Genomic DNA, 23881 nt, shown 5'->3' on the forward strand with positions numbered 1-23881 from the left:
TTCCTGAAGCAATGAGCGATTATGGGGTTTGGCTGGTTCGGACTGTCGACGTTTTGGTTGCTGGCGTTGTGCTGGCCTGGCGTACGGGGTCTGCTTGGCGGTGAGATAAGAATCTTCGGCCCCGGCACGCTCCGTATGCTGCTTGGCGTTCCGCTCGCGATGGTGTCGAGCGCCACGCTGGCCGCACTCACCGGTGGCGAGGGCAATACGGCCGGCGGCAGCGTCGGCCAATCGCTCTCCCACGGCCTGCACGTGGCGCTCGGTGGCACGCTCGCCATGGGCGCCGCGGGTGCCGTGCTCCTCTTTTCCCTTCCGCTTGTCTTCGGCACCACCTGGTGGGGCATGTTCTCGCGCGGCCCATCTGCTGGTGACGAAGACGATTCTCCTTCCTTCGAGCCGAGAGATTCGCGCGCCGATACCGGCCGCCGCGAACCGGCGCGTGGTCTTTCGCAAATGTCGTTCGATACGACGGAGCGGACCGAGCGAGCGGAGCGTGGCGGCTATACGCCGACGCTTGGACAAGGGCATCACAATGTCGGTAGTCTGATCGAAGAACCTGTCCCGCGCCGTCGCGGGCTGGCCGCGCAGCCGCGCTGGAAGCTGTCCGACGAGGAGCGTGCGCGCCTGGACGCGATGCAACCGCCGCCGCTGACCACGCGTGGGGCGCCGCGCGCCGAGCCGTCGTTTGGCAGCGGCGCGACGACGCGTCCGGCAGGAAAGGGGGCGCCGGTCGGACGAGGCGGCGTGGCGGCGGCTGCGACGCTTGCGTCCGCGGGTGCGGCTGGAAGCGCGGCAGTAGGTTCAGCAGGAAGCGCCGCAGCGGGCACTCGTCCTGTACCGCCTCGTGGTGCCTATGCCTCCGGTCAGAGTCGTGGCGAAGCGTTACGCATGACGGAGTTTGTCCGTGCTGAGCCGGGATTGCCGCCGCGTGAATCGCGCGCTGCGTTAGCGACGGCATCCTCGTCTGCCGCTGCGACGGCGGCTCGCCCGGCGACGCCCGCACCGGTAGCGATGGCGACGTCGATGGCTTCGACGATGTCCGGGACTGTGAACACGTCGGCTTCGACCGACCCGCTGCGTTCCACGCCGATTCCGGGGACGGATGGGCGCCGCCCCGTGGGCACGGCGCCTGCGCATTTGCGCGGCACCATCGTCCATAGTCCGTTCCGCAAACCACAGTTGGGGCTAGAAGACATTCCGCCGCGTGGTGCGCCGCCCATTGCGCCGCGTGCACCTGCGCTCAGCACGCCGGGCGCGGCTTCCAATATCGACGCACCGACGATTCCCACCTCAGCGTTGATGTCACTGAACGCACCGAACACTGGCACTGCGCCGGCGGTGTCGCCCGCGGCGGCCCCACATCCTGCGGTGACGCCTGCCATGCGGGGGGCGGCCTCCTGGTCGGCGGCCGATGCCGCCACGCCGTTGTCGTCGGATGTCTCCGAGTTTTCTCCCATCGACTGGTCGGTGAACGATACCGAGCCGGGGCATGAGGAAGTCGCGGCGGAAGGCCCGACGCCCGAAATGCTCGCGCAGCAGGAAGCGGCGCGAGCTGCCGAGCAGGCGCGTGTTGATGCGCTGGCCGCACTGCGCAGCGAAGCCGAGGCACTCCTGCGCGATCTGCGCGAGTGGAGCGGTGCGGACTCGTTGGTCGGTGCTAGTGCGCCGACGTCTGAGCCGCAACCCACCGCATCGTCTGTGCCGTTGGCTTCGCCGATACCCTCGGCATATTCGTTCGCGTCAGTCGACGCGCCAGTGGTCGGCGATGAGGCGCATTCGACTGCTGCCCCGCAAGCGCTTGCCCCTGCCGACGTCTCGGCCGAGCCGATAGCGCAGACCCCACCGGTCGCGCCGCGTGTGCCGTCCGCACCGCTCGCACCCGCCGAGGTGCTCAATTTGCCCCCGACGGTTCTGCTGCCGAAGGCCGCTGTTGCCGTGACGACAACGCCTGTCGCCGCTACGACGCCGCCTCGCCGTTTCCTTTTCGCCGACGTGCTGGCGAGTGTCGAGGCATACGACCCGCCTGTCCAATCTGGGGCCATGAAGATCGAACGACCGATCGTCGACGCGGTGACGGCACCCAATGAGCCAGATCCGGTGACAACTACGGTGTCGGCGCAAGCGCCATTCGACACAGTGGAAGCCACGCCGCCGTTCGACGTATCGGATGTGCCTGAAGCGCCTGAAGCGCCCGACGTCGCAAATATTGCCGATGTCGCCAATCTCACAAGCGAGCCCGCTCAATTGTCGCCGTCCGACGTTGACGACGATATCGAGCCCACGTTGAAGCCGCATTACGTTTTGCGCGCCGATGGCACGTGGGCGCGCGCCGACGGCGTGCCGCTCGCGCAAGACGAGCCGACACCGCAAACGCCCTACACAGCGCCACTGTCCGCGCCTGCGGTGCCGACGCCAACGGCCCCCGCCATCCCGTCGTTTGCTACCGCTGCACCGCTGCCGTCTTTCGGCATGTCGACATCGGAAGTCTCGCCGACGGCCAGATTCGCGGCGGATACGCCCTACGAATTGCCGCCGCCGCGCGTGATCATCGACTACGATTTGCCGTCGGTGGATCTGCTCTCGCCGGCGACGCAGCAGGATCATGCCAACGTCGTGTCCGACGAAGCGCTCGCTGCGGTGAGTCAGCTCATCGAGCAGCGGCTGGCGGAATTCAAGGTGCCGGTGACAGTCGTCGGCGCGTCGGCAGGGCCGGTGATCACGCGTTTCGAGGTCGAGCCAGCCGTTGGCGTGCGTGGCGCGCAGGTCGTCGGCCTGATGAAGGATCTTGCGCGCGCGCTGGGGGTCACATCGATCCGCGTCGTCGAGACGATCCCGGGCAAGACCTGCATGGGGCTGGAATTGCCCAATGCGCAGCGTCAGATGATCCGCCTGTCCGAAATCCTGACGGCGCCGGTATTCGATGCGCACCGCTCGCGACTGGCGCTGGCGATGGGCAAGGACATCACCGGCGAGCCGATCGTTGCCGACCTGGCTCGCGCGCCGCACTTGCTGGTCGCCGGAACGACCGGTTCGGGCAAGTCGGTGGCGGTGAACGCCATGATCCTGTCGTTGCTGTACAAGGCGACGCCGGACGACGTGCGCCTCATCATGATCGATCCGAAGATGCTCGAACTGTCCGTCTATGGCGGCATTCCGCATCTGCTCGCACCGGTCGTGACCGACATGAAGCAGGCCGCGCACGCACTGAACTGGTGCGTCGGCGAGATGGAAAAGCGTTACCGTCTGATGTCCGCGCTCGGCGTGCGCAATCTGGCCGGTTACAACGAGAAAATCGACGCGGCGCGTGCGGGGGGCGAGAAGGTAAGCAACCCGTTCTCGCTCACCCCGGATGCGCCCGAGCCGCTGGACCGTCTGCCATTCATCGTCGTGGTGATCGACGAACTGGCCGATCTCATGATGGTGGCCGGCAAGAAGATCGAAGAACTGATTGCACGTCTCGCACAGAAGGCCCGTGCCGCGGGTATTCACCTGATTCTGGCCACGCAGCGTCCGTCCGTCGACGTCATCACCGGTCTCATCAAGGCGAACATTCCCACCCGCGTCGCGTTCCAGGTGTCGTCCAAAATCGACTCGCGCACGATTCTCGACCAGATGGGCGCGGAGTCGCTGCTGGGGCAGGGCGACATGCTGTTCCTGCCGCCGGGCACCGGATATCCGCAGCGCGTGCACGGGGCTTTCGTCGCCGACGACGAGGTGCATCGTGTCGTGCAGCACTGGCAGCAGTACGGCGAACCGGACTACGACGAAGCCATTCTCGCGGGCGATCCGGCAGATGCCGCGACGGCCGATCTGTTCGGGGATTCTGCCGGCGACGCCGAAGCAGATCCGCTGTACGATGAGGCCGCCGCATTCGTGTTGAACTCGCGACGCGCGTCGATTTCTGCCGTGCAACGGCAATTGCGCATCGGTTACAACCGTGCTGCACGTCTCATCGAGCAGATGGAAGCGGCCGGACTCGTCACGCCGATGGGACGAAACGGCACCCGCGAGGTCGTCGCGCCGGGCGAATAATCGCTTTCGCTTACAACTCCCTTACGACCCGTCGATCGAGTCGAACTCTTTGGCACTCCGTGCCGTTCTCCGGACACGCGCCGTACAAGGGCGCGTGCCGTCAAACTCCTTGGAAACCCGCGCCAATTGGCGCTAATGGGGCGCAAACCCGCGTCCCCGTAGGGGTATTCCCGCCTTTGCGGGCGAAACTCAGCGATCACATAATCGGCGCGCTAGGTTGGTCGTTCGAAGCGTGCTTGACGGTATCGCCCTGACACGAATTACAAGGACCGGGGCGGTGCGAGGGGGGACAACACCCGTGAATCGCGCATCCACGGCAGGGCCTGCGACACCAAGGAAAGTCGCAGCAGAAAACCGCAGCAGAAAAGCGTCATATCGAAACGCATCGCACCGAAGGAGACCTTTATGCAATTCCGATTCAAGCTCATGGCCGGCGCTGTCGCGTTCGCCTTGTCCGCCTCGATGGCCATTGCGGCCGACCCGATCAAGATCGGCGTGTCGGGCCCGTTCACCGGCGGCTCGTCGTCGATGGGCGTATCCATGCGTGACGGCGTGCGTCTGGCCGCTGCGGAAATCAACAAGTCGGGCGGCGTGCTCGGCCGTCAGATCCAGTTGGTCGAGCGCGACGAAGAAGCCAAGAACGAGCGCGGCGTGCAGGTTGCGCAGGAACTGATCAACAAGGAAAAGGTGGTGGCCACCGTCGGTTACATCAACACCGGCGTGGCGCTCGCTTCGCAGCGTTTTTATCAGGATGCCAAAATTCCGGTGTTCAACAACGTGGCGACGGGCACGGTGATTACCGACCAGTTCAAGCCGCCTCAGTACCCGGACAACTACGTCTTCCGAAACTCGGCCAAGGACAGCATCCAGGCGCCGATGATCGTGGAAGAAGCCATCACGCGTCGCGGTTTCAAGAAACCCGCGATTCTGGCCGACTCGACCAACTACGGTCAACTCGGGCGTGAGGATCTGGAAAAAGCGCTCAAGGCCAAGGGCATTACGCCGGTTGCCGTCGAGAAGTTCAACATCAAGGACGTCGACATGACGGCCCAGTTGCTCAAGGCCAAGCAGGCCGGCGCCGACGTGATCCTCACATACGGCATCGGACCGGAACTGGCGCAGATCGCCAACGGCATGGCCAAGATCGGCTGGAAGGTGCCGCTCGTCGGTAGCTGGACGCTCGCCATGGCGAACTACATCGACAACTCGGGCGCGAACGGCGAAGGCGCACGTATGCCGCAGACGTTCATTCAGGAACCGAATACGCCGAAGCGCAAGGCTTTCATCGACGGCTATCTGGCCATGTTCAAGCCGAAGAACAACCGCATCGATTCGGCGGTTTCGGCAGCGCAAGGTTACGACTCGATCTACCTGCTGGCGGCTGCGATCAAGCAGGCAGGCAGCACGGACGGCCCGAAGGTGCGTGCAGCGCTCGAAGACCTGAAGGCGCCGGTGGAAGGCGTGGTCACGACCTACGATCATCCGTTCACGCATGACGATCACGACGCCATCACCGCCAACATTCCGGTGTTCGGTGAAGTGAAGGGCGGCCGTGTCGTGTACGCCTACGACACCGATCTGAAGGCGGGCAGCAAGGTCCGCGAAAAGGCGGCGAAATAAGTCGCATCCCCTCCCGGCGCTGCATCTTGCAGCCATGACGGGTGAACGACGGCGCGCGTCGCCCTCGCTCCGGGCCCCTGACAAGGGGGTGTCGGGGCGGGGCTCGCGCGCTGTCTTCACACCACCGTTGCCCGCCGCCGGCACTCGGGACCGGCGTGCGGCGCACGCATCGAATGCCTCCCGAGCATCGCTCGTAGGCTCGCACTCGCGAGAGAGGACCGCATGACCATCCTGATTCAACTCATCTACAGCGGTATCGCGCTGGGGATGATCTACGCCGTGATCGCCTTCGGTTACCAACTGACGTTCGCGACGTCCGGCACCCTGAACTTTGGCCAGGGCGAAGCGCTGATGCTTGGCGCACTGGTCGGCCTGACGCTGGTCGACACCCTCGGTCTGAATTATTGGCTGATGATTCCCATCGTCTGCCTGTTCGGCCTCGTCCAAGGCGCACTCGTCGAGCGCATCGGCGTGAAACCTGCGTTACGCATCAAGTCGGAATTTGGCTGGATCATGTCCACCATTGCACTGGGCATCATCTTCAAGAACGTCGCGGAAAACGTGTGGGGTCGCGACGACCTCAAGTTTCCGTCGCCGTTGCCCGAGGCGCCGATCAGCCTGCTGGGCGCGAACGTGCTGCCGATGGAACTGCTCGTCGTCGTGGGCGCCTTGGTCATGATGGCCGCCGTAGAGTTCTTCAACCGTCGTTCGATCTACGGCAAGGCCGTGGTCGCGACCGCGAACGACCGCGACGCCGCAGGACTCATGGGCATCAACACCAGTCTGGTGATCACGTTCTCGTACGCGTTGTCGTCGATGGCTGCCGCCTTTGCGGGCGTGCTCGTGGCGCCGCTCACGCTGACGGGTGCCACGATGGGCGCCGTGCTCGGCCTGAAGGCATTTGCCGTGGCGATCATCGGTGGTCTGTCGAGCGGTATGGGCGTGCTCGTGGGCGGTGTGATCCTCGGTGTCGCCGAGACCACGACCGCGTTCTACATCTCCACCGGCTACAAAGACGTGCCGGGCCTCGTTTTGCTGCTGCTCGTGCTGGTCGTGAAGCCGGCAGGCCTGTTCGGCAAGACCGCCATCAAGAAGGTGTAACCATGACCGCACAGACCTCCTCTGCACGTGGGGCCGGTGATCTCGGCGGCCTGCGCGTCACGACGAAGCTCGCCGCCGTGCTCGGCATCGTCGCGCTGTTCGGCTTTCCTCTCGCCGTCGGCAACCCGTATTACATCCACATGATCGAGACGATCATGATCTACGCGATCCTGCTCTTCGGGCTGGACATCGTCGTGGGTTACACAGGGCAGGTGTCGCTCGGCCACGCTGGCCTGTTCGGCATCGGCGCTTATGTCGCGGGTGTGTTTTTCGCCAAGCTCGGCCTCTCGCTCTGGCTGGCGCTCCCGGCCGCCATTCTGGTGACGGCTGCCTTCGGTGCAGTGCTGGCTTTGCCCGCATTGCGCGTGATCGGCCCCTATCTGGCGATGGTCACGCTGGCGTTCGGCACCATCATCCAGATTCTCATCAACGAGATGGATTTTCTGACGTCCGGGCCGTTGGGCATCAAGCTCACGAAGCCGGTCATCGGCGGTCATCCGATCGATGAGACCGAGTACTACTGGATCGTGGCCGTGCTGCTGTTGCTGAGCATGGTCGTCGCCCACCGCATTCTGAAGTCGCACCTCGGCCGCGCGTTCGAAGCCTTGCGCGATTCGCCGGTGGCGTCGGACTGTATGGGCGTTTCGGTGTATCGCTACAAGGTGTATGCGTTCGTGATCAGCGCAGGGTTCGCGGGACTCGCGGGCAGCCTCTACGCTTACTCGGAGCAGTACATCTCGCCGAACACGTACAACTTCGAGCTCACGATTCTGTTCCTGCTCGCCGTGATCATGGGCGGACGCAAGACACGCAGCGGCTCGTTGCTGGGCGCGGCGATCATCGTGTTGCTGCCGCAGTTGCTCGACGACATCAACATCTTCCGTATCGTGGCCTCGCTGATTGCCGTGGTCACGACCATCGCGGCGGTCACGGCGGTGGCGCGTGCACGGACCACGCTCGCGAAAGCGGCCGTGCCCGTCATCGGCACGGTCGCGCTCGCCGGCGTGACCTGGTGGCGCGACAGCATCACCGACTGGCGTCTGACGATCTTCGGTCTGATGATCCTCTTCGTCGTGTACTACCTGCCGGACGGCATCATCGGCTTCCTGCGCTCGCGCGTGCTGAACCGTCGCCGCGCGCATACGGTCTCGGCCACGCAAGTGGACGAATCGGCTGCCGGTAGCAGCGATCCCGTGCTGGCCGCTGCGGCCGCCGGGCCGGACGAGTTGCTGAAGGTGCGTCAGTTGCTGATGCAGTTCGACGGCCTGAAGGCACTCAATCAGGTAGATCTGACGGTCAAGCGCGGCACGATTCACGGTCTGATCGGCCCGAACGGCTCAGGCAAGAGCACGATGATGAACGTGCTCACCGGCATCTATGTGCCGACCGCCGGCACGATCGAGTTCGCCGGGCAGTCGCTGGCCGGCCGCACGTCGTCCGACATTGCACTCTCCGGCGTGGCGCGAACGTTCCAGAACGTGCAGCTCTTCGGGGAAATGACGGCGCTGGAGAACGTGCTGGTCGGCCTGCACCACACGTTCGGCTCGACGCTGCTCGACGTCTCCCTGCGTCTGCCGCGATACAAGCGCGAAGAAGATGGCGCGCGTGCCCGTGCGATGCGACTGCTGGAATTCGTGGGGCTGGCGTCGCTCGCCGACGAGGAGGCGCGCAACCTGCCGTACGGCAAGCAGCGTCTGCTTGAAATTGCCCGCGCGCTGGCGCTCGATCCGCGTCTGTTGCTGCTCGACGAGCCGGCTGCCGGTCTCACGGCCCCCGACATTCGCGAACTGCTCGCCATCATTCGCAAGATTCGTGATCACGGCATTACGGTGATTCTGATCGAGCACCACATGGACGTGGTGATGAGCACCTGCCAGACGGTGTCGGTGCTGGACTTCGGGCAGAAGATTGCCGAAGGACTGCCCGCGCAGATTCAGGCCGACGAAAAGGTGATCGAGGCGTATCTGGGCGGTTCATCGACCACGCACTGACGCCACACGACGGACAGACGAACCAACGGAACCCCTATGCTTTCCATTCGTAATCTGCAAGCCGGCTACGGCAAGGTGCAGGTGCTGCACGGCATCGATATCGACGTGCCGGGCGGTCAGGTCGTCACGCTCATCGGCTCGAACGGTGCGGGCAAGACGACCACCATGCGTGCTGTGTCCGGCATGATCAAGCCGACCTCCGGTGAAATCACGCTCGGCGAAAAGCGCATCGACGGGCTCGATTCGCACCGCATCGCGAAACTGGGTCTGGCGCATTCGCCGGAAGGTCGTCGCGTGTTCGCCACCATGTCAGTGACGGACAATCTCCGGCTGGGCGCGTTTCCTCGCCTGACGGGGAGCCGCCCGCGCGGCGATGTGGCAGCCGATCTGGACCGCGCGATGGACCTGTTCCCGCGCCTGAAGGAGCGGCGCAACCAGTTGGCCGGCACGCTCTCCGGCGGCGAGCAGCAAATGCTGGCGATGGCGCGTGCCGTCATGCTGCGTCCCGACATCGTGCTGCTCGACGAGCCGTCAATGGGGCTGGCGCCGATTCTGGTCGACGAGGTTTTTCGCATTATCAGCAACCTGAAGGCCGAAGGCGTCACGATGCTGCTCGTGGAGCAGTTCGCCGCTGCGGCGCTGGCGGTGGCCGACTACGGCTATGTGCTCGAGAACGGCAGCATTTCCGTGCACGGGCCGGCGGAAAGCCTGCGTAACGACGACAAGGTGCGCGCGGCGTATCTGGGCGGCAGTCACTGAGATTCTGTGCGATCTCAGTGAGCGTCCGATGAAACACAAAGGGCAGCCATTCGGCTGCCCTTTGTGTTTTCGTAGCGCGTTGACCGAGTGACAGGTGACGCGTCAGCGGTTCACATCCACCACGACGCGCCCATGAATCTCGCCTTTCACGATGCGCTGGCCGATGCCGATGGCATCCGCCAGACCCACATCGTGCGAGATGCTACCGAGCTTCTGCGGTTCCAGATCGCGCGCGAGCCGCTGCCAGGCTTCCTCACGCAATTCGCGCGGCGCCATCACGCTATCGATGCCGTGCAACGTCACGCCTCGCAGAATGAACGGCGCCATGTTCGCCGGAAAGTCCATGCCCTGGGCGAGACCACAGGCCGTTGCCACGCCGCCGTATCGCAACTGCGCGATCGCATTGACGAGGGTGTGCGAGCCGACCGAATCGACGACCGCCGCCCAACGCTCCTTTTGCAGCGGTTTGCCCGGGTCCGACAACAGGCTGCGGTCGATGATCTCCGCCGCTCCCAGCGCTTCCAGATAGTCCGTCTCATGCAGCTTGCCCGTTGATGCCACCACGCGATAACCGAGCGAACTGAGCAACCCGATGGTCACCGAGCCGACGCCGCCAGACGCGCCGGTGACGAGCACGTCGCCATGGTGCGGCATCACGCCGCTGCGCTCCAGTGCCATCACCGACAGCATGGCGGTGTAACCGGCGGTGCCGATGATCATGGCGTCGCGCGGCGAGAAACGTTCCGGCAGGCGCACGAGCCAGTCGCCGCGCAGGCGCGCTTTCTGGGCGAGGCACCCCCAGTAAGTCTCGCCGACACCGTAGCCGTTGAGCACTACGCGGTCGCCCTTGTGCCACGCAGGGTGAGACGATTCGAGCACGGTGCCCGCGCCGTCGATGCCGGCGACCATCGGCCACGCGCGAACGACTGGGGCGCGGCCGGTGATGGCGAGGCCGTCCTTGTAATTGATGGTGGAGTAGTCGACGGCGACGAGAACATCGCCATCGGCGGGCAGTGCATCGTCCGGCAATTCGGTCACGGCAGCGTGCGTGGCGCCGTCGGACTGCGTCAACAAGATGGCCTTGAACATGCCTTGAAGTCTCCGAAACGGATGGGGCGACGGGGCAGACGTCATTGCCGCTGCCCCGGTCATGGCAAGCGCGAGTGGCTACGATGCCGCGCCAAAGGTATCGGCAATCGCGTGCCGAATGGCCTCGCGCGTCTCCTGTGTCAGGACGTCGATCAACTGCGCTGCCGGCAGGGCGCGCGCCAGCGGTGCCGCCTGACCGGCCCATTGTGCCGCATAGCCGCTGTCCTTGTGTGCCTTGGCGGCGGCGTTGAGCGACTTGCCGGCGTCGTAGGTGATGGGGTAGTCGGGGATCGTGGGCCTGTCCGTGACTTGTTCCAACGCCCAGAAGCGATTGGCGAGTCCGCGCACGGGACGCCCCGAGATGGCGCGGATGAGCGCCGTGCGAGGTGGCTGCCCGCTGAGCAACGTGTCGCGGTAGGGCGTGTCCGCGCCGGACTCCGGGCAGGTGACGAACGCGGTGCCCATTTGTGCCGCCTGCGCGCCGAGGGCCAGCACGGCGGCGATACCTGCGCCGTCCATGATGCCGCCTGCCGCAATGATCGGCAGCGAGGTTCGCGCGGCCAGCCGACGCACGAGCGCGAAGGTGCCGAGTTGTTCGTCTTCGCTCGGTTGGCGGTCGCCTTCGTCGTTAAAGCGTCCGCGATGACCACCGGCCTCCCAGCCTTGCGCGACGATGGCGTCGATCCCGGCGCCTTCGATGGCGTCGGCCTCGGCTTCATTCGTCGCCGAGGCGAAGAGCACGATTCCGGCAGCCTTCAACGCATCGATCCACGCCTGTTGCGGCAAGCCGAAATGAAAGCTGACGACGGCCGGGCGCTCCTCGAGGAACATCTCGTACATCGCCACGTCCTCGACGAAGCTCAGGTAGATCTCGCGCAGGGATGCGGGCGGCGTGGCTTCGAAGCGTGCGAACTCCGGCGCGAGATAGTCGAGCCAGGCGGCTTCACGTGCAGCATCGGCACGGGCTGGCACGTGGGCAAAGACGTTGACGTTGAAGGGACGGGCGGTCAGCGCGCGCGTTTGCCGAATGACGTTGCGTGCGGCGGCAGCGTCCATGTTGCCGACGGCGAGCGAGCCGAGCCCGCCCGCGTTGGACACTGCGGCGACCAGCGCCGGCGTCGATGCCACGGCCATCGGCGCCTGCACGATCGGCGTGGACATACCCAGACGTTGCGTGATGCGAGCCGTCATGACGTCGCCCCGCTCAGAAGGTGGTAGCGAGTTCGCGCAGCGTGTCGAACGTCTCGTGCAATTCGGCGCGTAGCACGCCGACGAGTTCTGCGGCTGGCAACGCACGCGCCAGCGGTGCTGCCTGACCGGCCCACTGCGCGGCGTAATCGCTGTTGCCTTTGGCCTTGGCGGCGGCATTGAGGGCCTTGCCGGCGTCGTAGGTGACGGGATAGGCGGGCAGGTCGGGGCGCTCTGCTGTTTGCTCGATGGCGTAAAGACGATTGACGAAGCCGCGTGCGGGGCGTCCGGAAATGGCGCGGATCAACGCCGTGCGCGGCGGGTTCGGGCCGGCGAGACGTTCACGGTACGCGGCGTCGGCCGACGACTCAGGGCACGCGACGAATGCCGTGCCGAGTTGCGCGGCCTGAGCGCCGAGGGCCAGCACGGCGGCGATACCTGCGCCGTCCATGATGCCGCCGGCAGCGATGACGGGCACCGACGTATGCGTGACGATGAGGCGCACGAGCGCGAGCGTGCCGAGTTGCTCGTCGTCCGTGGGCACGCGGTCGCCGAGATCCTCGAAGCGTCCCCGATGGCCGCCGGCTTCATAGCCCTGCGCGACGATGGCATCGATCCCGGCCGCTTCAATGGCTTTGGCTTCGGCCAGATTCGTCGCCGTCGCGAACAGGGTGATGCCTGCGGCGTGCAGCGCGTCGATCTTGTCTTGCGTCGGCAGCCCGAAGTGGAAGCTGACGACGTCGGGTCGTTCCTCCAGCAGCATCGTGTACATCGCGTCGTCTGCCACGAAGCTCTTGTAGATCTCGCTCAGCGTTGCGGGCGGCGTGGCCTCAAAGCGGGCGAATTCCGGCGCGAGGTACGCAAGCCAGGCGGCGTCGCGTGCGGTATCGAGTTTGGCCGGCGCGTGGCAGAAGACGTTGACGTTGAATGGCTTGCGCGTGAGGGCGCGCGTCTCGTGAATGACTTTGCGGGCGGCGTCGGCACTGACGGCCGCGACACCGACCGAGCCTAGCCCGCCGGCGTTGGAGACGGCGGCAGCCAGCGCCGGTGTGGAGGTGCCGGCCATCGGCGCCTGAATGATCGGAGTCAGCAGACCCAGTCGTTCGATCAGCGCGCGATTGCGGGATTGGGAAGCGTTGGAGCTAGGCATGACGATCTGCACCTATGAGTGTTCAATGGGGGGAACAACGGCAGTCACAGCAGGCGGTATGTTCACTATGGCATACGCCCGGTGCGAAAAAAGATACCACTGAAATGCATCTTTATGCCAGACACCCCAGCATCGTCATGGGCTTCGGTTCATTCGGACGAGCCTTGTCCGTGACGCTGGCTGTCGTGCGCTTCGTCGTCTCTGCCCATCAGGTCGGCGGCGCGTGAGCGCTGCATGTCCGCTCGACGGAAGTAACCGATAACGGTCGCAACGCTGGTGTGCCCGGTCATCGTCATCGTTTCCGCGAGTGGGACTTGCGCGAGCGCGGCCTCGGTCACGAAACCTGCGCGTAACGAGTGCGCGGAGAAATCGCCCTCCAGGCCGGCGAGCGCACATCGGTCTCGCACGATGTCTCGTACGGCCGCCTCGGAGAGTGGTTCGCCGAGATGCCCGCCACGCCTGACGCGGCGGAAGATCGGGCCGGTTTCGATGCCGGAGGCCGAGAGCCAGTCGGTGAGAGCAGCGGCGGCTACACCCGTGACCGGCTTCTCGTTTTCCGGAAGATCCGCACCCTGCTGATTCGTTTTCGACCATGTCAGCGTGTAGACGTAATGCTCCGGCCCGCTGCGCCGCACGTTCTCGCACGTGGCCCGTACGACTTCCGAACGGCGACGTCCCCCGCTGGCCCACGCGAACAGCAGCAATGCCCGGTCGCGCTTGCCGCGCAGTGAGTCGTCGCAGGTCGCCAGCAACGCCCGCAGCGGTTCGCGTGTGAGGGCGTCTTTCTTGGCGGTGCGTACGCCGCGTTTTGCATAAGCGCGACGCGTTTTCGCGAGTAGTTCGCGCACGGCGGGTTCCGCGCAGGGATTCGGCAGGTCTTGCGACGTATGCAGCTTGGCGATGACGCTGATCCGGTGCAGCAGCGTGGCGAGCGCTGGTGGCCCCAGCCGGGCTTTGAGACCCTGCGCGACCAGCGCGGCATCGAGGGCTTCCGGCATTTCCGTCGTCAGGCCGTGCTTGCCCTGGCGCTGCGCGTGATCGACCACGAATTGCACGATCGCTGCGGGCGGCAAGGGCGCGACGAGCGCTTCGCCATAGCGCAGGCGATACCAGCCCATCCAGTAGCGCATGGCCGATTGATAACTGTGACGCGTATTGACCGAGTCGCCTTCGCGGGCAAGCGCCTGTGCGGCTTCACGCGCATCGGCGTCGAGCGTTTCCGGGTTCAGCAGCGCGGGCAGGCCCTTGTCAGACGGCTTTTTCACGATGGCGCCAACGCCGGATTCGGATGCCGTAGGGGCGCGAGATGTAATTTTCTTATCGAACATATGATTTATTATGTAATATGTAGTAAATATAACGTATGCGATAAATAAGTTGCGATAATCTTCCATTATCGTGGGTTATTTGGCAATGCCGCTGAATTCAGGGAGTCCTTCGCGATGACTACGTCTCAAACCTCGAAATCCGTCACGCCCACGCCCACGCCATCGCCCCGGCACGGTGGCCGAGGTATTTCGGAGCACGACGTCTGGACGGCCGCCGACACGCTGCTGATGGCGGGCCAGCGCCCGACCATCGAACGCATTCGTCAGCAGTTGGGTCGAGGTTCGCCAAATACGGTCAGCCCGTATCTGGATGCCTGGTTTGCGGGATTGGGGGCGCGCTTGCAGGGCGCGGGCGACGGCATTGCCGGTGTGCCGGAAGGTATCGAGATGCCGGAGTCGGTGGCGCGCGCGGCGCTGGGCTTGTGGACGTTGGCGCTGGAGGAAGGCCGAGCGGCGCTTGCCGATGAGGCGGCGGTCCGACGTGCCGTGCTGGATGCTCGCGAAGCCGAGCTGATGGCAGACCGCGAGGCGCTGGAGCAGGCGCGCGCCGTTTTGCACGAGCGGATCGCTTCGGCGGAGACGGCAGCGGCTGATGCGCGTCAGGCGAGGGATGATGCGCAAGCGCAGGCCCGGCGTGCCGAAGCCTTGTTGATCGATGCCCAGGCGGATGCGGTTGCGTCGCGTCAGGCGCTTTCCGCCGCCCGCGATGCGATGCAAGCATTGCAGGACGAACACGCAGCGCATCGCGCCGAGTGGGACGCCGAGCGTAGCAGACTCGCCGAACGTGCGGACGCGAACGAGCGTCGTCTGATGCTGGAACTGGACGCCGCACGCGAGTCCATCAAATCGTTGCAGCAGGAACGCAAGCAGTTGCAGCGGCAGTTGCAGGAAACCGAAACGGCGCTCGCCGCAATGACCGAAGCGCAACATGAAATGCGTTCGGCCAAGGCGTTGCAGGACGTTGTGGTCGCGCGATTGCGTGAGCAGATCAGCGCGCAGGAAGCGTTGACGGCGACGTATCAGTCGATGCTGTCGGCGCCGCCTGCATCGACGGCCTCTGCGGGGCGTAGCGTGCCGTCGGGGCCGAAGCGTCGGGTCAGTAGTGGCCTTACGCCGTCAGCATCGGTGCTGCGACGCGGGCGTCGAGCCTGACATCGCTTGTCCACCGCCGTTGCGAGTGGCGCTGCGTGCTTGATTGACCGAGGGTGAACACCCCGGTCGATCCTGCAACCATCACTTGCCGGAGGTTTGCGCCAGCGCCGGCGTGCCAGATTCCCAGCCGCCGCCAAGTGCCCGGAACGTTGCCACGGCTGCGCGGGCGTTATCGGCCTGTGCGCGGGCATCGGCATCACGCACCGCCAGCAACTGGCGGTCCGCATCGAGCACTTCATACAAGCTGACGGTCCCGCCGGTATAGGCTTCCTGAGCGCTGTCGCGCGCGCGCGTTTGTGCGTCGACCGCGCTCGCCAGATCCTTGCGTTGCTGTTCCAGTTCCACCAGCGTGACGATGGCGTTCTCCACGTCCTCCGTCGCATGCAGCATCGACAGGCGATATTCCGCTAACGCTTGTGCATTCGCGCCTCGCGCCTGTTCGACTTCAGCGTCGATGCGTCCGAAATCGAACAGACGCCAACGCAGACCGAGCGTGGCGAGCGGCTGGAAGGTGGCTACGCTCGGTACGCGTCCGCCGGCCAACGTGTCGAAGCCGAGCATGCCTGACAGCGACAGCTTCGGGTAATACTCGGCCAGCGACGCGCCGATGCGTTCGTTCGATGCCGCCAGTTTCCGCTCGGCGGCGATGACGTCCGGGCGGCGGCGCAGCAGATCGGCGGGTGCGCTGGCGTCGCCGATGGCGGGGATCGTCAGCGGGCGTGCCTTCAGATCGTCATCCTGTGTATTGAGGCTCATGCGGCGGGCGTAGGTGCCGGGTGCCGCACCCATCAATACGTCCAGCCGGTTCAACTGCGTCTCTCGTTCGATGCGCAAGGGCGGCAACGTCGTACGTGCCTGAGCCAGCAGCGCTTCGGATTGCGCCAGCTCCCGGGCCGTGGCCAGTCCGTCTTTCAGGCGCAAGCGCACGATTTCCATCAGCCGGGCATCGGTGTCGATCTGATCCTGCGCGATGGCCAGACGCCGTTGCGCCGCTCGCACGCGAAAATAGGCGTCGGCCGCTTCCGCCACGATGCTCACACGAACACCGTCGCGCTGCGCTTGCGCTGCCTGAGCCAAGGCCCCGGCGGCTTGCGCCGAGCGTTGCAGCCCGCCGAACAGATCCAGCTCCCAACTGGCGCCCGCGCCAATGTCGTAGATCGTCATATTGCGGTTATAGCCGGGGATGTTTCGCGCCACCACGCCCAATGGCCCCTCCAGCGACTGATGCTCGCGCGTGACGCTGCCGTCGAGCGTGACGGATGGCAATCGTTGCGCCCCGGCCTCGCGGGCTTGTGCCCGGGCCTGCGCCACGCGGGCCATCGCGGCCTGCAAATCCAGATTCTGTGCGAGCGCCTGCTCGACGATGCCCGTCAGGACGGGGTCGTGAAAACTCGTCCACCACGTATCCAGTGAAAGCGGTTTGTCCGCCGCCGCGCGACCAGCGTCGCGCTGCGATAACAGAGCGCCGCCTTCGAAATGGGCGGGTAAATCTGCCTTCGGGGCGACGTAATCGGGCCCGACGGCGCAGCCTGCCAGCGCACTGACAGTCAATGCCAGCAAGGCATTGCGCAGGAGCGGGGAGGTCGTGCCGGGGATCGTCAGCGAGATTGCGTTCATGGAATTTAACGAGTTACTTGCAAGATGATAGTTGCAACTCTATACTCACTTCCATTATGAAAGCAACCCCCGTGTTGCGAGTTTCGACATTCCCTGTTTTCACCCTCAGAGCGAAGAAGGATCCATCCATGACATCCCCGAGCACTCCCGCCCAGAACGCCAGCCAGTCGGGCGGCCCTCCCAAGCGTGGTGGATTCCCGCGCCGTCTTGTCGTGCGCGGCGCATTGGTCGTCGCGGCGATTGCCGCGCTGGGTTACGGGACTTACTGGTGGACGACGGCACGCTATTTCGAGTCGACGGACGATGCCTATGTTGGCGGCGACGTCACTGTGCTGGGACCGAAAGTGCCGGGCTACATCGCGCAGGTGTTGGTGACGGACAATCAGGCGGTGCACGCTGGCGACGTGCTCGTGCGGCTGGACGATCGTGATTACCGCGCAGCACTGGCGAAGGCGGAGGGTGCCGTTGCCGCGCAGCAGGCGCTACTGGCGAATCTGGACGCTACCGCCAAATTGCAGACGGCGGTCATCGCGCAGGCCCGGGCGAGTGTCGTGGCCGTGACGGCCGATGCCCGCCGTGCGCATGACGATCAGGTGCGTTATCAGGATCTCGTCGCGAAATCGGCGGTGTCGGTGCAAAGCGCCCAGAAGGCGGATGCCGATTACAAGCAGATCGCGGCGAATCGCGAGCGGGCCGAAGCCGGCGCAGTCGCTGCCGAGCGCCAACTGGATGTGATCGCCACGCAGAAGCAGCAGGCGCAAGCGGCGCTGGCACAGGCGGTCGCGGAGCGTGACATCGCCAAACTCAATCTCGAATATACGGTGCTGCGCGCCCCGGTCGACGGCACTGTCGGTAATCGACGCGCACGCGCCGGGGCTTATGCGCAGGCGGGAACGCAATTGCTCGCCGTCGTGCCGGCGCATGGGTTGTGGGTCGACGCGAACTTCAAGGAAGGGCAGGTCGCGCACTTGCGCCCGGGCATGCCGGTGAAGATCGAAGCCGATGTGCTGCCGGGCCGGGTCTTCCATGGCCGGGTCGCGAGTCTGGCCCCGGCGACGGGGGCGCAGTTCAGTGTGCTGCCGCCGGAGAATGCGACGGGCAACTTCACCAAGATCGTCCAGCGTGTGCCGGTACGGGTGCTGCTCGATGAGGCTGACGGTCGTCTGGGCACGCTGCGCCCCGGTCTGTCGGTGACGGCGGAGATCGATGCGCGGGGTGACGGTAACGTCGACGGCGGCAAGCCGGGCACGCCGTCCGCGGCCAAGGTGGCGGCAAGATGAGCGCCGCACAAGCCGGCGCGGCGCAACCGGCACAACCGTTCCCCGCCGGCGGGCAAGGCGAGGCCGGCGCGAAGCCCGCGCATTCTGCGAACGACGAACGTCGGGGCGTTGCGCCGCCGACCGGCGGAGGCTTCTCGGCGGATTCGATGTCCACGCCGGCCAAGGTGATCGCGTTCGCGACGATGGTCGTCGGGATGTTCATTGCGCTGCTCGACATTCAGATCGTGTCGGCGTCGCTTCGCGATATCGGTGGCGGCCTGTCGGCCGGGGCTGACGAGACCGCGTGGGTGCAGACAAGCTACCTGATCGCCGAGATCATGGTGATCCCGCTCTCGGGCTGGCTCTCGCGCGTGATGTCGACGCGCTGGATCTTCGCCGCCTCTGCGGCCGGGTTCACGCTGGCCAGTCTGCTGTGCGGCGCTGCGTGGAACATCCAGAGCATGATCGCGTTCCGCGCGTTGCAGGGGTTTCTCGGCGGCTCGATGATTCCGCTCGTCTTCACCACGGCGTTTGCGTTCTTCAGTGGCCCGCAACGTGTCGTGGCGGCGGCGGTGATCGGCGGACTCTCGTCGCTGGCGCCAACGCTGGGCCCGACCATCGGCGGCTGGATCACCGATAACTATTCGTGGCACTGGCTGTTCTTCATCAACATCGTGCCAGGCATCTTCGTGACGGTGACCGTGCCGCTGATGGTGCGCATCGACCGTCCGGATTTTTCGTTGCTGCGCGGGGCCGATTACCTTGGCATGGCGTTGATGGCGGTGAGTCTGGGGTGTCTGGAATACACGTTGGAAGAAGGGCCGCGCTGGGACTGGTTCGGTGACGATACGATTCGTACGACCGCCTGGCTGGCCGGGCTGTGCGGCGTGGCGTTCATCTGGCGAAGTCTGGTGTACGCGCAACCCATCGTCGACTTGCGCGCCCTCAAGCAGCGAAACTTCGCGCTTGGGTGCTTCTTCTCGTTCGCCACGGGGATCGGGATTTTCGCGACGATTTACCTCACGCCGTTGTTCCTCGGGCGGGTGCGCGGATTCTCGGCATTTGAAATCGGGATGGCCGTCTTCTCGACGGGCATTTTCCAGTTGCTGTCGATTCCGGTCTATACGATGCTCGCCAACCGTGTCGATCTGCGCATTCTGATGATGGTCGGTATCGGTGGATTCGGGCTGTCGATGTGGCAGTTTGCACCGATCACGCACGACTGGGGGGCGGCTCAACTGATGCTGCCGCAGGCGTTGCGCGGCGCGGCGCAACAGTTCGCGGTGGCGCCGATCGTGACATTGACGTTGGGTAGCCTGCCGCCTGCGCGGCTGCGTCTGGCGTCGGGGCTGTTCAATCTGATGCGAAATCTGGGCGGTGCGATCGGCATTGCCGTCTGTACCACTGTGCTCAACGATCGCACTAACCTGCATTTCTTCCGCCTGGCGGAAAACATGGGGGTGGGCAACCCGGCCGTCGGCCAATGGCTGGCTGGGGTAGGGGCGCGGATGAGCGCGGCCGGGCTCGACGTCGTCGACGCGCAGACAGCGGCGCTCCGTCAGCTCTGGCTGTTGACGCTACGTGAGGCGCAGACGATCACGTTCGGCGACATCTTTGCCGGGCTGGGGCTGATTTTCCTTGGCGTGACGTTGATGGTGCCGCTCATGCGAAAGGTTGCACCTCCGAAAGCGCCTAGTGCGGATGCACATTGAGGGGGTGGCAGTGGAATTCACTTCAGAGAAATAACGTTGCAATTGACGAATAAGTCATTGATTTTAAAAACACCTATTCGTCGGACGCCAAGCGCGACCTCGGTATCCGGGGCGATATCGACACCGACCGGCTTGCTCGTCGGTGTCGACGCGCTTATGCTCACTTGCATGGTAATAGGCAGGGTTTGTCGTTCATGGCATCCCGGAACGGAGGAAACCTCATGCACCGCAAAACATTCCGCGATATGCAATGCCCCATCGCCCGCAGCCTTGAGCGTGTGGGCGAATGGTGGAGCATTCTGATTTTGCGCGAAGCCGGGTACGGCACCACGCGCTTCGACGACTTTCAGCGTCGGCTGGACATCGCGCCGAACATGCTGACACGTCGACTGAATGCGCTGGTGGAGGAAGGTTTGCTGGCGCGGCGTCAGTACTGCGACCGTCCGCCGCGTTTCGAATATGTGCTGACGGATGCCGGGCGCGATTTCCGTCCTGTGCTGTGGGCGTTGTTGGCCTGGGGCAACCGGCATTTCGCGCCGGAGGGCATCGCGGCTCAACTGGTGGACCGTGAGACGGGCGAGGTCGTGGAACCGGTGGTCGTCGATGCCGTGACCGGTGTGCGTCTTGACCCGAAGCGTCACGTGCCGACTGCCGGGCCGGTGGCAAACGAAAGCATGCGGGCGAGACTTGCGCGTGCCGCAGAATTTGCCGCGACGCAGTCGTTGACGGCGGATGGCGCGTCGGCAAATCAGGCTAAGGATGTTTCTGAGGAAGCGTCGGTTAGTCGTTGATTTTTATCGGGAGTTTTTTCTGTTCGGTGGGGTGATGCCGGTTGAGTTTGTCATTAGCTCCTGGCCGAGCGCTTCGGCCGCTGCCGCCAGTCCATTCAGTATTCGCTCGGCCACACGTGCCGGAAAGCCCGGCGGAAGTCGGGCTTCGATTGTCTCGATGACCAGTAATGATGTGCTTGAGCAGCGCGGTTTTCTCTTGTGCGCCAGCGATGGAGATGCGGAAGTCGTCAGGCGCTTCGTCCTGCGGTGCACCGCGCATCGTCGGCGGCAGAAGGGTTCCACGCAGACTGCGAGATCGGGCGGCCTTCGTCCGATTCGCCCCAACTGTCGGCGTACTGCAACTGATCGCGGCCGTTGTGGCTAACGCTCCATGTGCCGACGAAAGTACCGTTCATCCATAAACCAAGCCTGTGGCGACGAGGCTGTCCGTGTCCTGCCGTTGCCATTACCATTCCTTATCTGTCGAAATCCTGCCCGCCGGCGATATCTGGGTTGTTTTTTGCGGAACGCAAGCGGGATGCTGCAATGAAATACAAATCATGATTTGTATTTGTAAAAAACAAACCATGATTTGTATGCGGGGTGATGCAGGAGAGGAAACGCGGGCGTCTGGCGATCAGGCCATCACCGGCGCGCCGGGAATGCCCGGCAGGTTGGCGAGCAGGCGTGCGAAGGCGTCGCTCGTGAGCGGCTTGCCCAGCAGGAAGCCTTGTAGTTCATCGCAGTCGAGCGTTTTGAGGGCTTCGCGCTGCGATGCCGTTTCCACGCCTTCGGCCACCACATCCATATCCAGCGAGTGCGCCAGCGCGATGATCGCGGAGACGACCGCGCTGCCTTCACGTCCGCACGTGTCGAGGCCGTTGGTAAAGAAGCGGTCCATCTTCAGTTGCTTGACGCGAAAGCGCTGCAAGTACGCCAGACTCGAATATCCCGTGCCGAAGTCGTCGATGGCGACCTCGAAGCCATGCTCCTGAAACGCCCGGATCACGTCGATGGTGTGCTGCGCATCGAACATCGCCACCGTCTCCGTGATTTCGAACATCAGCCGTGAACAGGCGATGTCGGCGTCGCGCACGATCTCCAGAATGTTCTCGACCAGCAGCGACTGCGCCATCTGACGCGGCGACAGATTGATTGCGACCTTGACCGGCGGCAGTCCCGCAGCGTCCCATTCCCGGATGTGCCGGCACGTCTCGCGCACGACCCAATAGCCGATTTGCACGATCTGGCCGGTGCGCTCGGCCACCGGGATGAAATCCGCCGGCTGCAATTCGCCGAACGTCGGATGCGACAGACGCAGCAGCGCCTCGGCGCCGGCCAGTGCCTCCGTGTCACCCCGATATTTCGGCTGGAAGTTCAGCGAAAAGTACTGCTCGCTCTCGGCGTCGTGCAGCGCCTGCTGGATCTCCCAGGTGCGCTGTGCGGCGGCGTTCATGCGCGGCTCGAAATAGCGGAAGATACCGCGCCCGGCCCGCTTGGCCTCGTACATGGCCGTGTCGGCGTGCTTGAGCAGCAGATCGATGCTGTCGCCGTCGTCCGGGAACAGCGCCACGCCGATGCTGGGCATCACGTGCAGCGACTGATTGCCGACCTTCAGTCCATCGCGCATGTCGTCGAGCAGACGTTGCGCCACGCGGCCCGCGACCTCCGGCGACGACAGCGAGCCGAGCAGAACCACGAATTCGTCGCCGCCCAGCCGCGCCACCACGTCGTCGCCGTTCACGTTCTTGCGCAGTCGTTTGGCGAAGGCGCGCAGCACGTCGTCGCCGACATTGTGGCCGAGCGAATCGTTGATGGTCTTGAAGCCGTCGAGGTCCATGAACAGCACGGCGAAACGGCGCTGATCACGACGGGAGTTGATCAGCATGCGCGCGGCGGCGTCGTGCAGCGCGCGACGGTTGGGCAGATCGGTCAGGGCGTCATAAGTCGCCATGCGTGCGATCTGCGTATTGAGTTGCAGGACGGAACTGGCCAGAAAGCTGGTGCGGGCGTCCAGGCGGGAGACGAGCAGGGTGGTGACCAGAATCAGGAAGGTAAAGAGGCTGACGGTCGTCACCAGCCACGACGAACTGACGCCGTTGGCCGCCCCGCATACCGCGCCGGCCGAGAAGGTCGCGGCGGACATGCCGGTGTAGTGCATCGCCGTGATGGCCAGTCCCATGACGACGGCTGCACCCACTCGCTTGGCCATCACGTAGCGCAGACTGCCGTCGCGCAAGGTGCGGGCGATCCAGAGCGCCGCCGTGGCTGCGGCAATCGCGATGAGGATCGAGGCGATGAAAAGCACCGGATCGTAACTGATGTCCGGATCCATCTTCATGGCGGCCATGCCGGAGTAGTGCATGGCTGCGATGCCGAGTCCCAGCAGGACGCCGGCGCAGCCCAGGCGCCAGCGGGTGAACGGTTCGCTTGCCACGAGCCACAGCGCGGCCCAGGAAATCACGATCGCGATGCCGAGCGACGCCGCCGTGATCGCCGGGTCGTAGCCGAGCGGCAGCGTGGCGTTCGATGCCAGAGGCGACCATGAGGGTGACAGCGACAGGGCGAGCATGCCGATGAAGTGCATCGACCAGATCCCGATGCCCATGGCGGTCGCGCCCACGGCGAGCCATGCGTGGCGCATGCCACGATGGGTCATGAGATAGATGCGACCAGAAAGATCGAGCGCCGTAAACGACGCCAGGACTGCCACGGCTAGCGAAAGCGCAACGAGCCAACCACTGTACGAACTGGACATATGAAAACCGACCGAAAAGTCCCGCTTAACTGGTTATCGGCACACCGGGCCAATAGTTGAGGATTGCGGTGGAATATTTCCGAGAGCTCCGGCATAGGCGCGCTTGCGCGTCAGTCGTCTCGACGGGTATCGAAGGGGCCCGGATCGATGGGGGTCGATCCGCGTCGATGCTCGACAGTGCCGATGCCATGGTGAATAATCCGTCCATACCCGCCCCGGTCTGCGTCGTCTGCGGTGACCGACGGCAACCGATGCCAACCGAAGTCAACACTGCGTTAGCGTCGTGTACCAACGTGCCGGAGGCAACCCCTCGGGGGCTTCGACGCCGGCTGTGAATCGGTGACACGACAGGGGC

General features: G+C 64.6%; 16 protein-coding genes. 9 read left to right on the forward strand and 7 right to left on the reverse strand.

All coding sequences use genetic code 11. The features are described from left to right. The first annotated feature begins 135 nt into the window (after positions 1 to 135). From PCA20602_RS03950 to PCA20602_RS03970, 5 genes are all read left to right on the forward strand, one after another. Positions 136 to 4032, forward strand: coding sequence for an FtsK/SpoIIIE family DNA translocase (locus PCA20602_RS03950; protein ID WP_246182019.1), 3897 nt, complete (start codon positions 136 to 138; stop codon positions 4030 to 4032). A 405-nt stretch (positions 4033 to 4437) separates the two neighbouring features. Beyond that, positions 4438 to 5652, forward strand: a complete 1215-nt coding sequence (locus tag PCA20602_RS03955; RefSeq protein ID WP_150720083.1) for an ABC transporter substrate-binding protein — start codon at positions 4438 to 4440, stop codon at positions 5650 to 5652. 222 nt (positions 5653 to 5874) lie between these two features. Beyond that, entirely contained in the window at positions 5875 to 6753 is an 879-nt protein-coding gene (locus PCA20602_RS03960) for a branched-chain amino acid ABC transporter permease (protein WP_150720084.1), read from the forward strand. A 2-nt stretch (positions 6754 to 6755) separates the two neighbouring features. Continuing rightward, on the forward strand, positions 6756 to 8744 hold the full coding sequence (locus PCA20602_RS03965) for a branched-chain amino acid ABC transporter ATP-binding protein/permease (protein ID WP_246182020.1): 1989 nt from the start codon (positions 6756 to 6758) through the stop codon (positions 8742 to 8744). Between the two features lie 36 nt (positions 8745 to 8780). Further along, complete coding sequence (locus tag PCA20602_RS03970; protein WP_069343389.1) at positions 8781 to 9503, forward strand: ABC transporter ATP-binding protein; 723 nt, start codon at positions 8781 to 8783, stop codon at positions 9501 to 9503. 102 nt (positions 9504 to 9605) lie between these two features. Here PCA20602_RS03970 and acuI read toward each other — a convergent pair whose 3' ends face one another. The 4 genes from acuI to PCA20602_RS03990 all read right to left on the reverse strand — a co-directional run bounded on the left by acuI (position 9606) and on the right by PCA20602_RS03990 (position 14195). Then, positions 9606 to 10592 (reverse strand): acrylyl-CoA reductase (NADPH), encoded by a 987-nt coding sequence (acuI, locus tag PCA20602_RS03975; protein ID WP_150720085.1) that lies wholly within the window; start codon positions 10590 to 10592, stop codon positions 9606 to 9608. A 78-nt stretch (positions 10593 to 10670) separates the two neighbouring features. Next, complete coding sequence (locus PCA20602_RS03980) at positions 10671 to 11783, reverse strand: NAD(P)H-dependent flavin oxidoreductase (RefSeq protein WP_150720086.1); 1113 nt, start codon at positions 11781 to 11783, stop codon at positions 10671 to 10673. A gap of 13 nt (positions 11784 to 11796) precedes the next feature. Further along, positions 11797 to 12930, reverse strand: coding sequence for an NAD(P)H-dependent flavin oxidoreductase (locus PCA20602_RS03985; RefSeq protein WP_150720087.1), 1134 nt, complete (start codon positions 12928 to 12930; stop codon positions 11797 to 11799). A gap of 149 nt (positions 12931 to 13079) precedes the next feature. Beyond that, positions 13080 to 14195, reverse strand: coding sequence for a site-specific integrase (locus PCA20602_RS03990; protein WP_246182021.1), 1116 nt, complete (start codon positions 14193 to 14195; stop codon positions 13080 to 13082). Positions 14196 to 14372: 177 nt separating this feature from the next. Here PCA20602_RS03990 and PCA20602_RS03995 point away from each other — a divergent pair, with 177 nt between their 5' ends. Then, positions 14373 to 15410: a DNA-binding protein gene (locus PCA20602_RS03995; RefSeq protein ID WP_150720089.1), complete on the forward strand. Its 1038-nt coding sequence runs from the start codon at positions 14373 to 14375 to the stop codon at positions 15408 to 15410. Between the two features lie 81 nt (positions 15411 to 15491). Here the strand turns inward: PCA20602_RS03995 and PCA20602_RS04000 are convergent, their stop codons facing one another. After that, on the reverse strand, positions 15492 to 17027 hold the full coding sequence (locus PCA20602_RS04000; RefSeq protein ID WP_150720090.1) for an efflux transporter outer membrane subunit: 1536 nt from the start codon (positions 17025 to 17027) through the stop codon (positions 15492 to 15494). A 128-nt stretch (positions 17028 to 17155) separates the two neighbouring features. Between PCA20602_RS04000 and PCA20602_RS04005 the strand changes: the two genes are divergently transcribed. The 3 genes from PCA20602_RS04005 (at position 17156) to PCA20602_RS04015 (ending at position 20789) form a co-directional block, all read left to right on the forward strand. After that, positions 17156 to 18307 carry an HlyD family secretion protein gene (locus PCA20602_RS04005; RefSeq protein ID WP_150720091.1) on the forward strand — a complete coding sequence of 384 codons (1152 nt, stop codon included), beginning with the start codon at positions 17156 to 17158 and terminating at the stop codon, positions 18305 to 18307. A 146-nt stretch (positions 18308 to 18453) separates the two neighbouring features. Next, positions 18454 to 19998 (forward strand): DHA2 family efflux MFS transporter permease subunit, encoded by a 1545-nt coding sequence (locus PCA20602_RS04010; protein ID WP_174980866.1) that lies wholly within the window; start codon positions 18454 to 18456, stop codon positions 19996 to 19998. A gap of 221 nt (positions 19999 to 20219) precedes the next feature. Next, positions 20220 to 20789 (forward strand): winged helix-turn-helix transcriptional regulator, encoded by a 570-nt coding sequence (locus PCA20602_RS04015; RefSeq protein ID WP_150720093.1) that lies wholly within the window; start codon positions 20220 to 20222, stop codon positions 20787 to 20789. Between the two features lie 227 nt (positions 20790 to 21016). On the opposite strand, the gene PCA20602_RS25520 is transcribed toward PCA20602_RS04015, so the two are convergent. Both PCA20602_RS25520 and PCA20602_RS04020 read right to left on the reverse strand, forming a co-directional pair. After that, the gene (locus PCA20602_RS25520) at positions 21017 to 21184 is read right to left on the reverse strand and encodes a hypothetical protein (RefSeq protein ID WP_174980789.1); all 168 of its coding nucleotides are present in this window, start codon (positions 21182 to 21184) and stop codon (positions 21017 to 21019) included. A 221-nt stretch (positions 21185 to 21405) separates the two neighbouring features. Then, complete coding sequence (locus PCA20602_RS04020; protein ID WP_069343396.1) at positions 21406 to 23526, reverse strand: putative bifunctional diguanylate cyclase/phosphodiesterase; 2121 nt, start codon at positions 23524 to 23526, stop codon at positions 21406 to 21408. Positions 23527 to 23881 lie beyond the last annotated feature (355 nt).

Source organism: Pandoraea capi (genome assembly GCF_902459735.1).
In the GTDB taxonomy this organism is placed as follows: domain Bacteria; phylum Pseudomonadota; class Gammaproteobacteria; order Burkholderiales; family Burkholderiaceae; genus Pandoraea; species Pandoraea capi.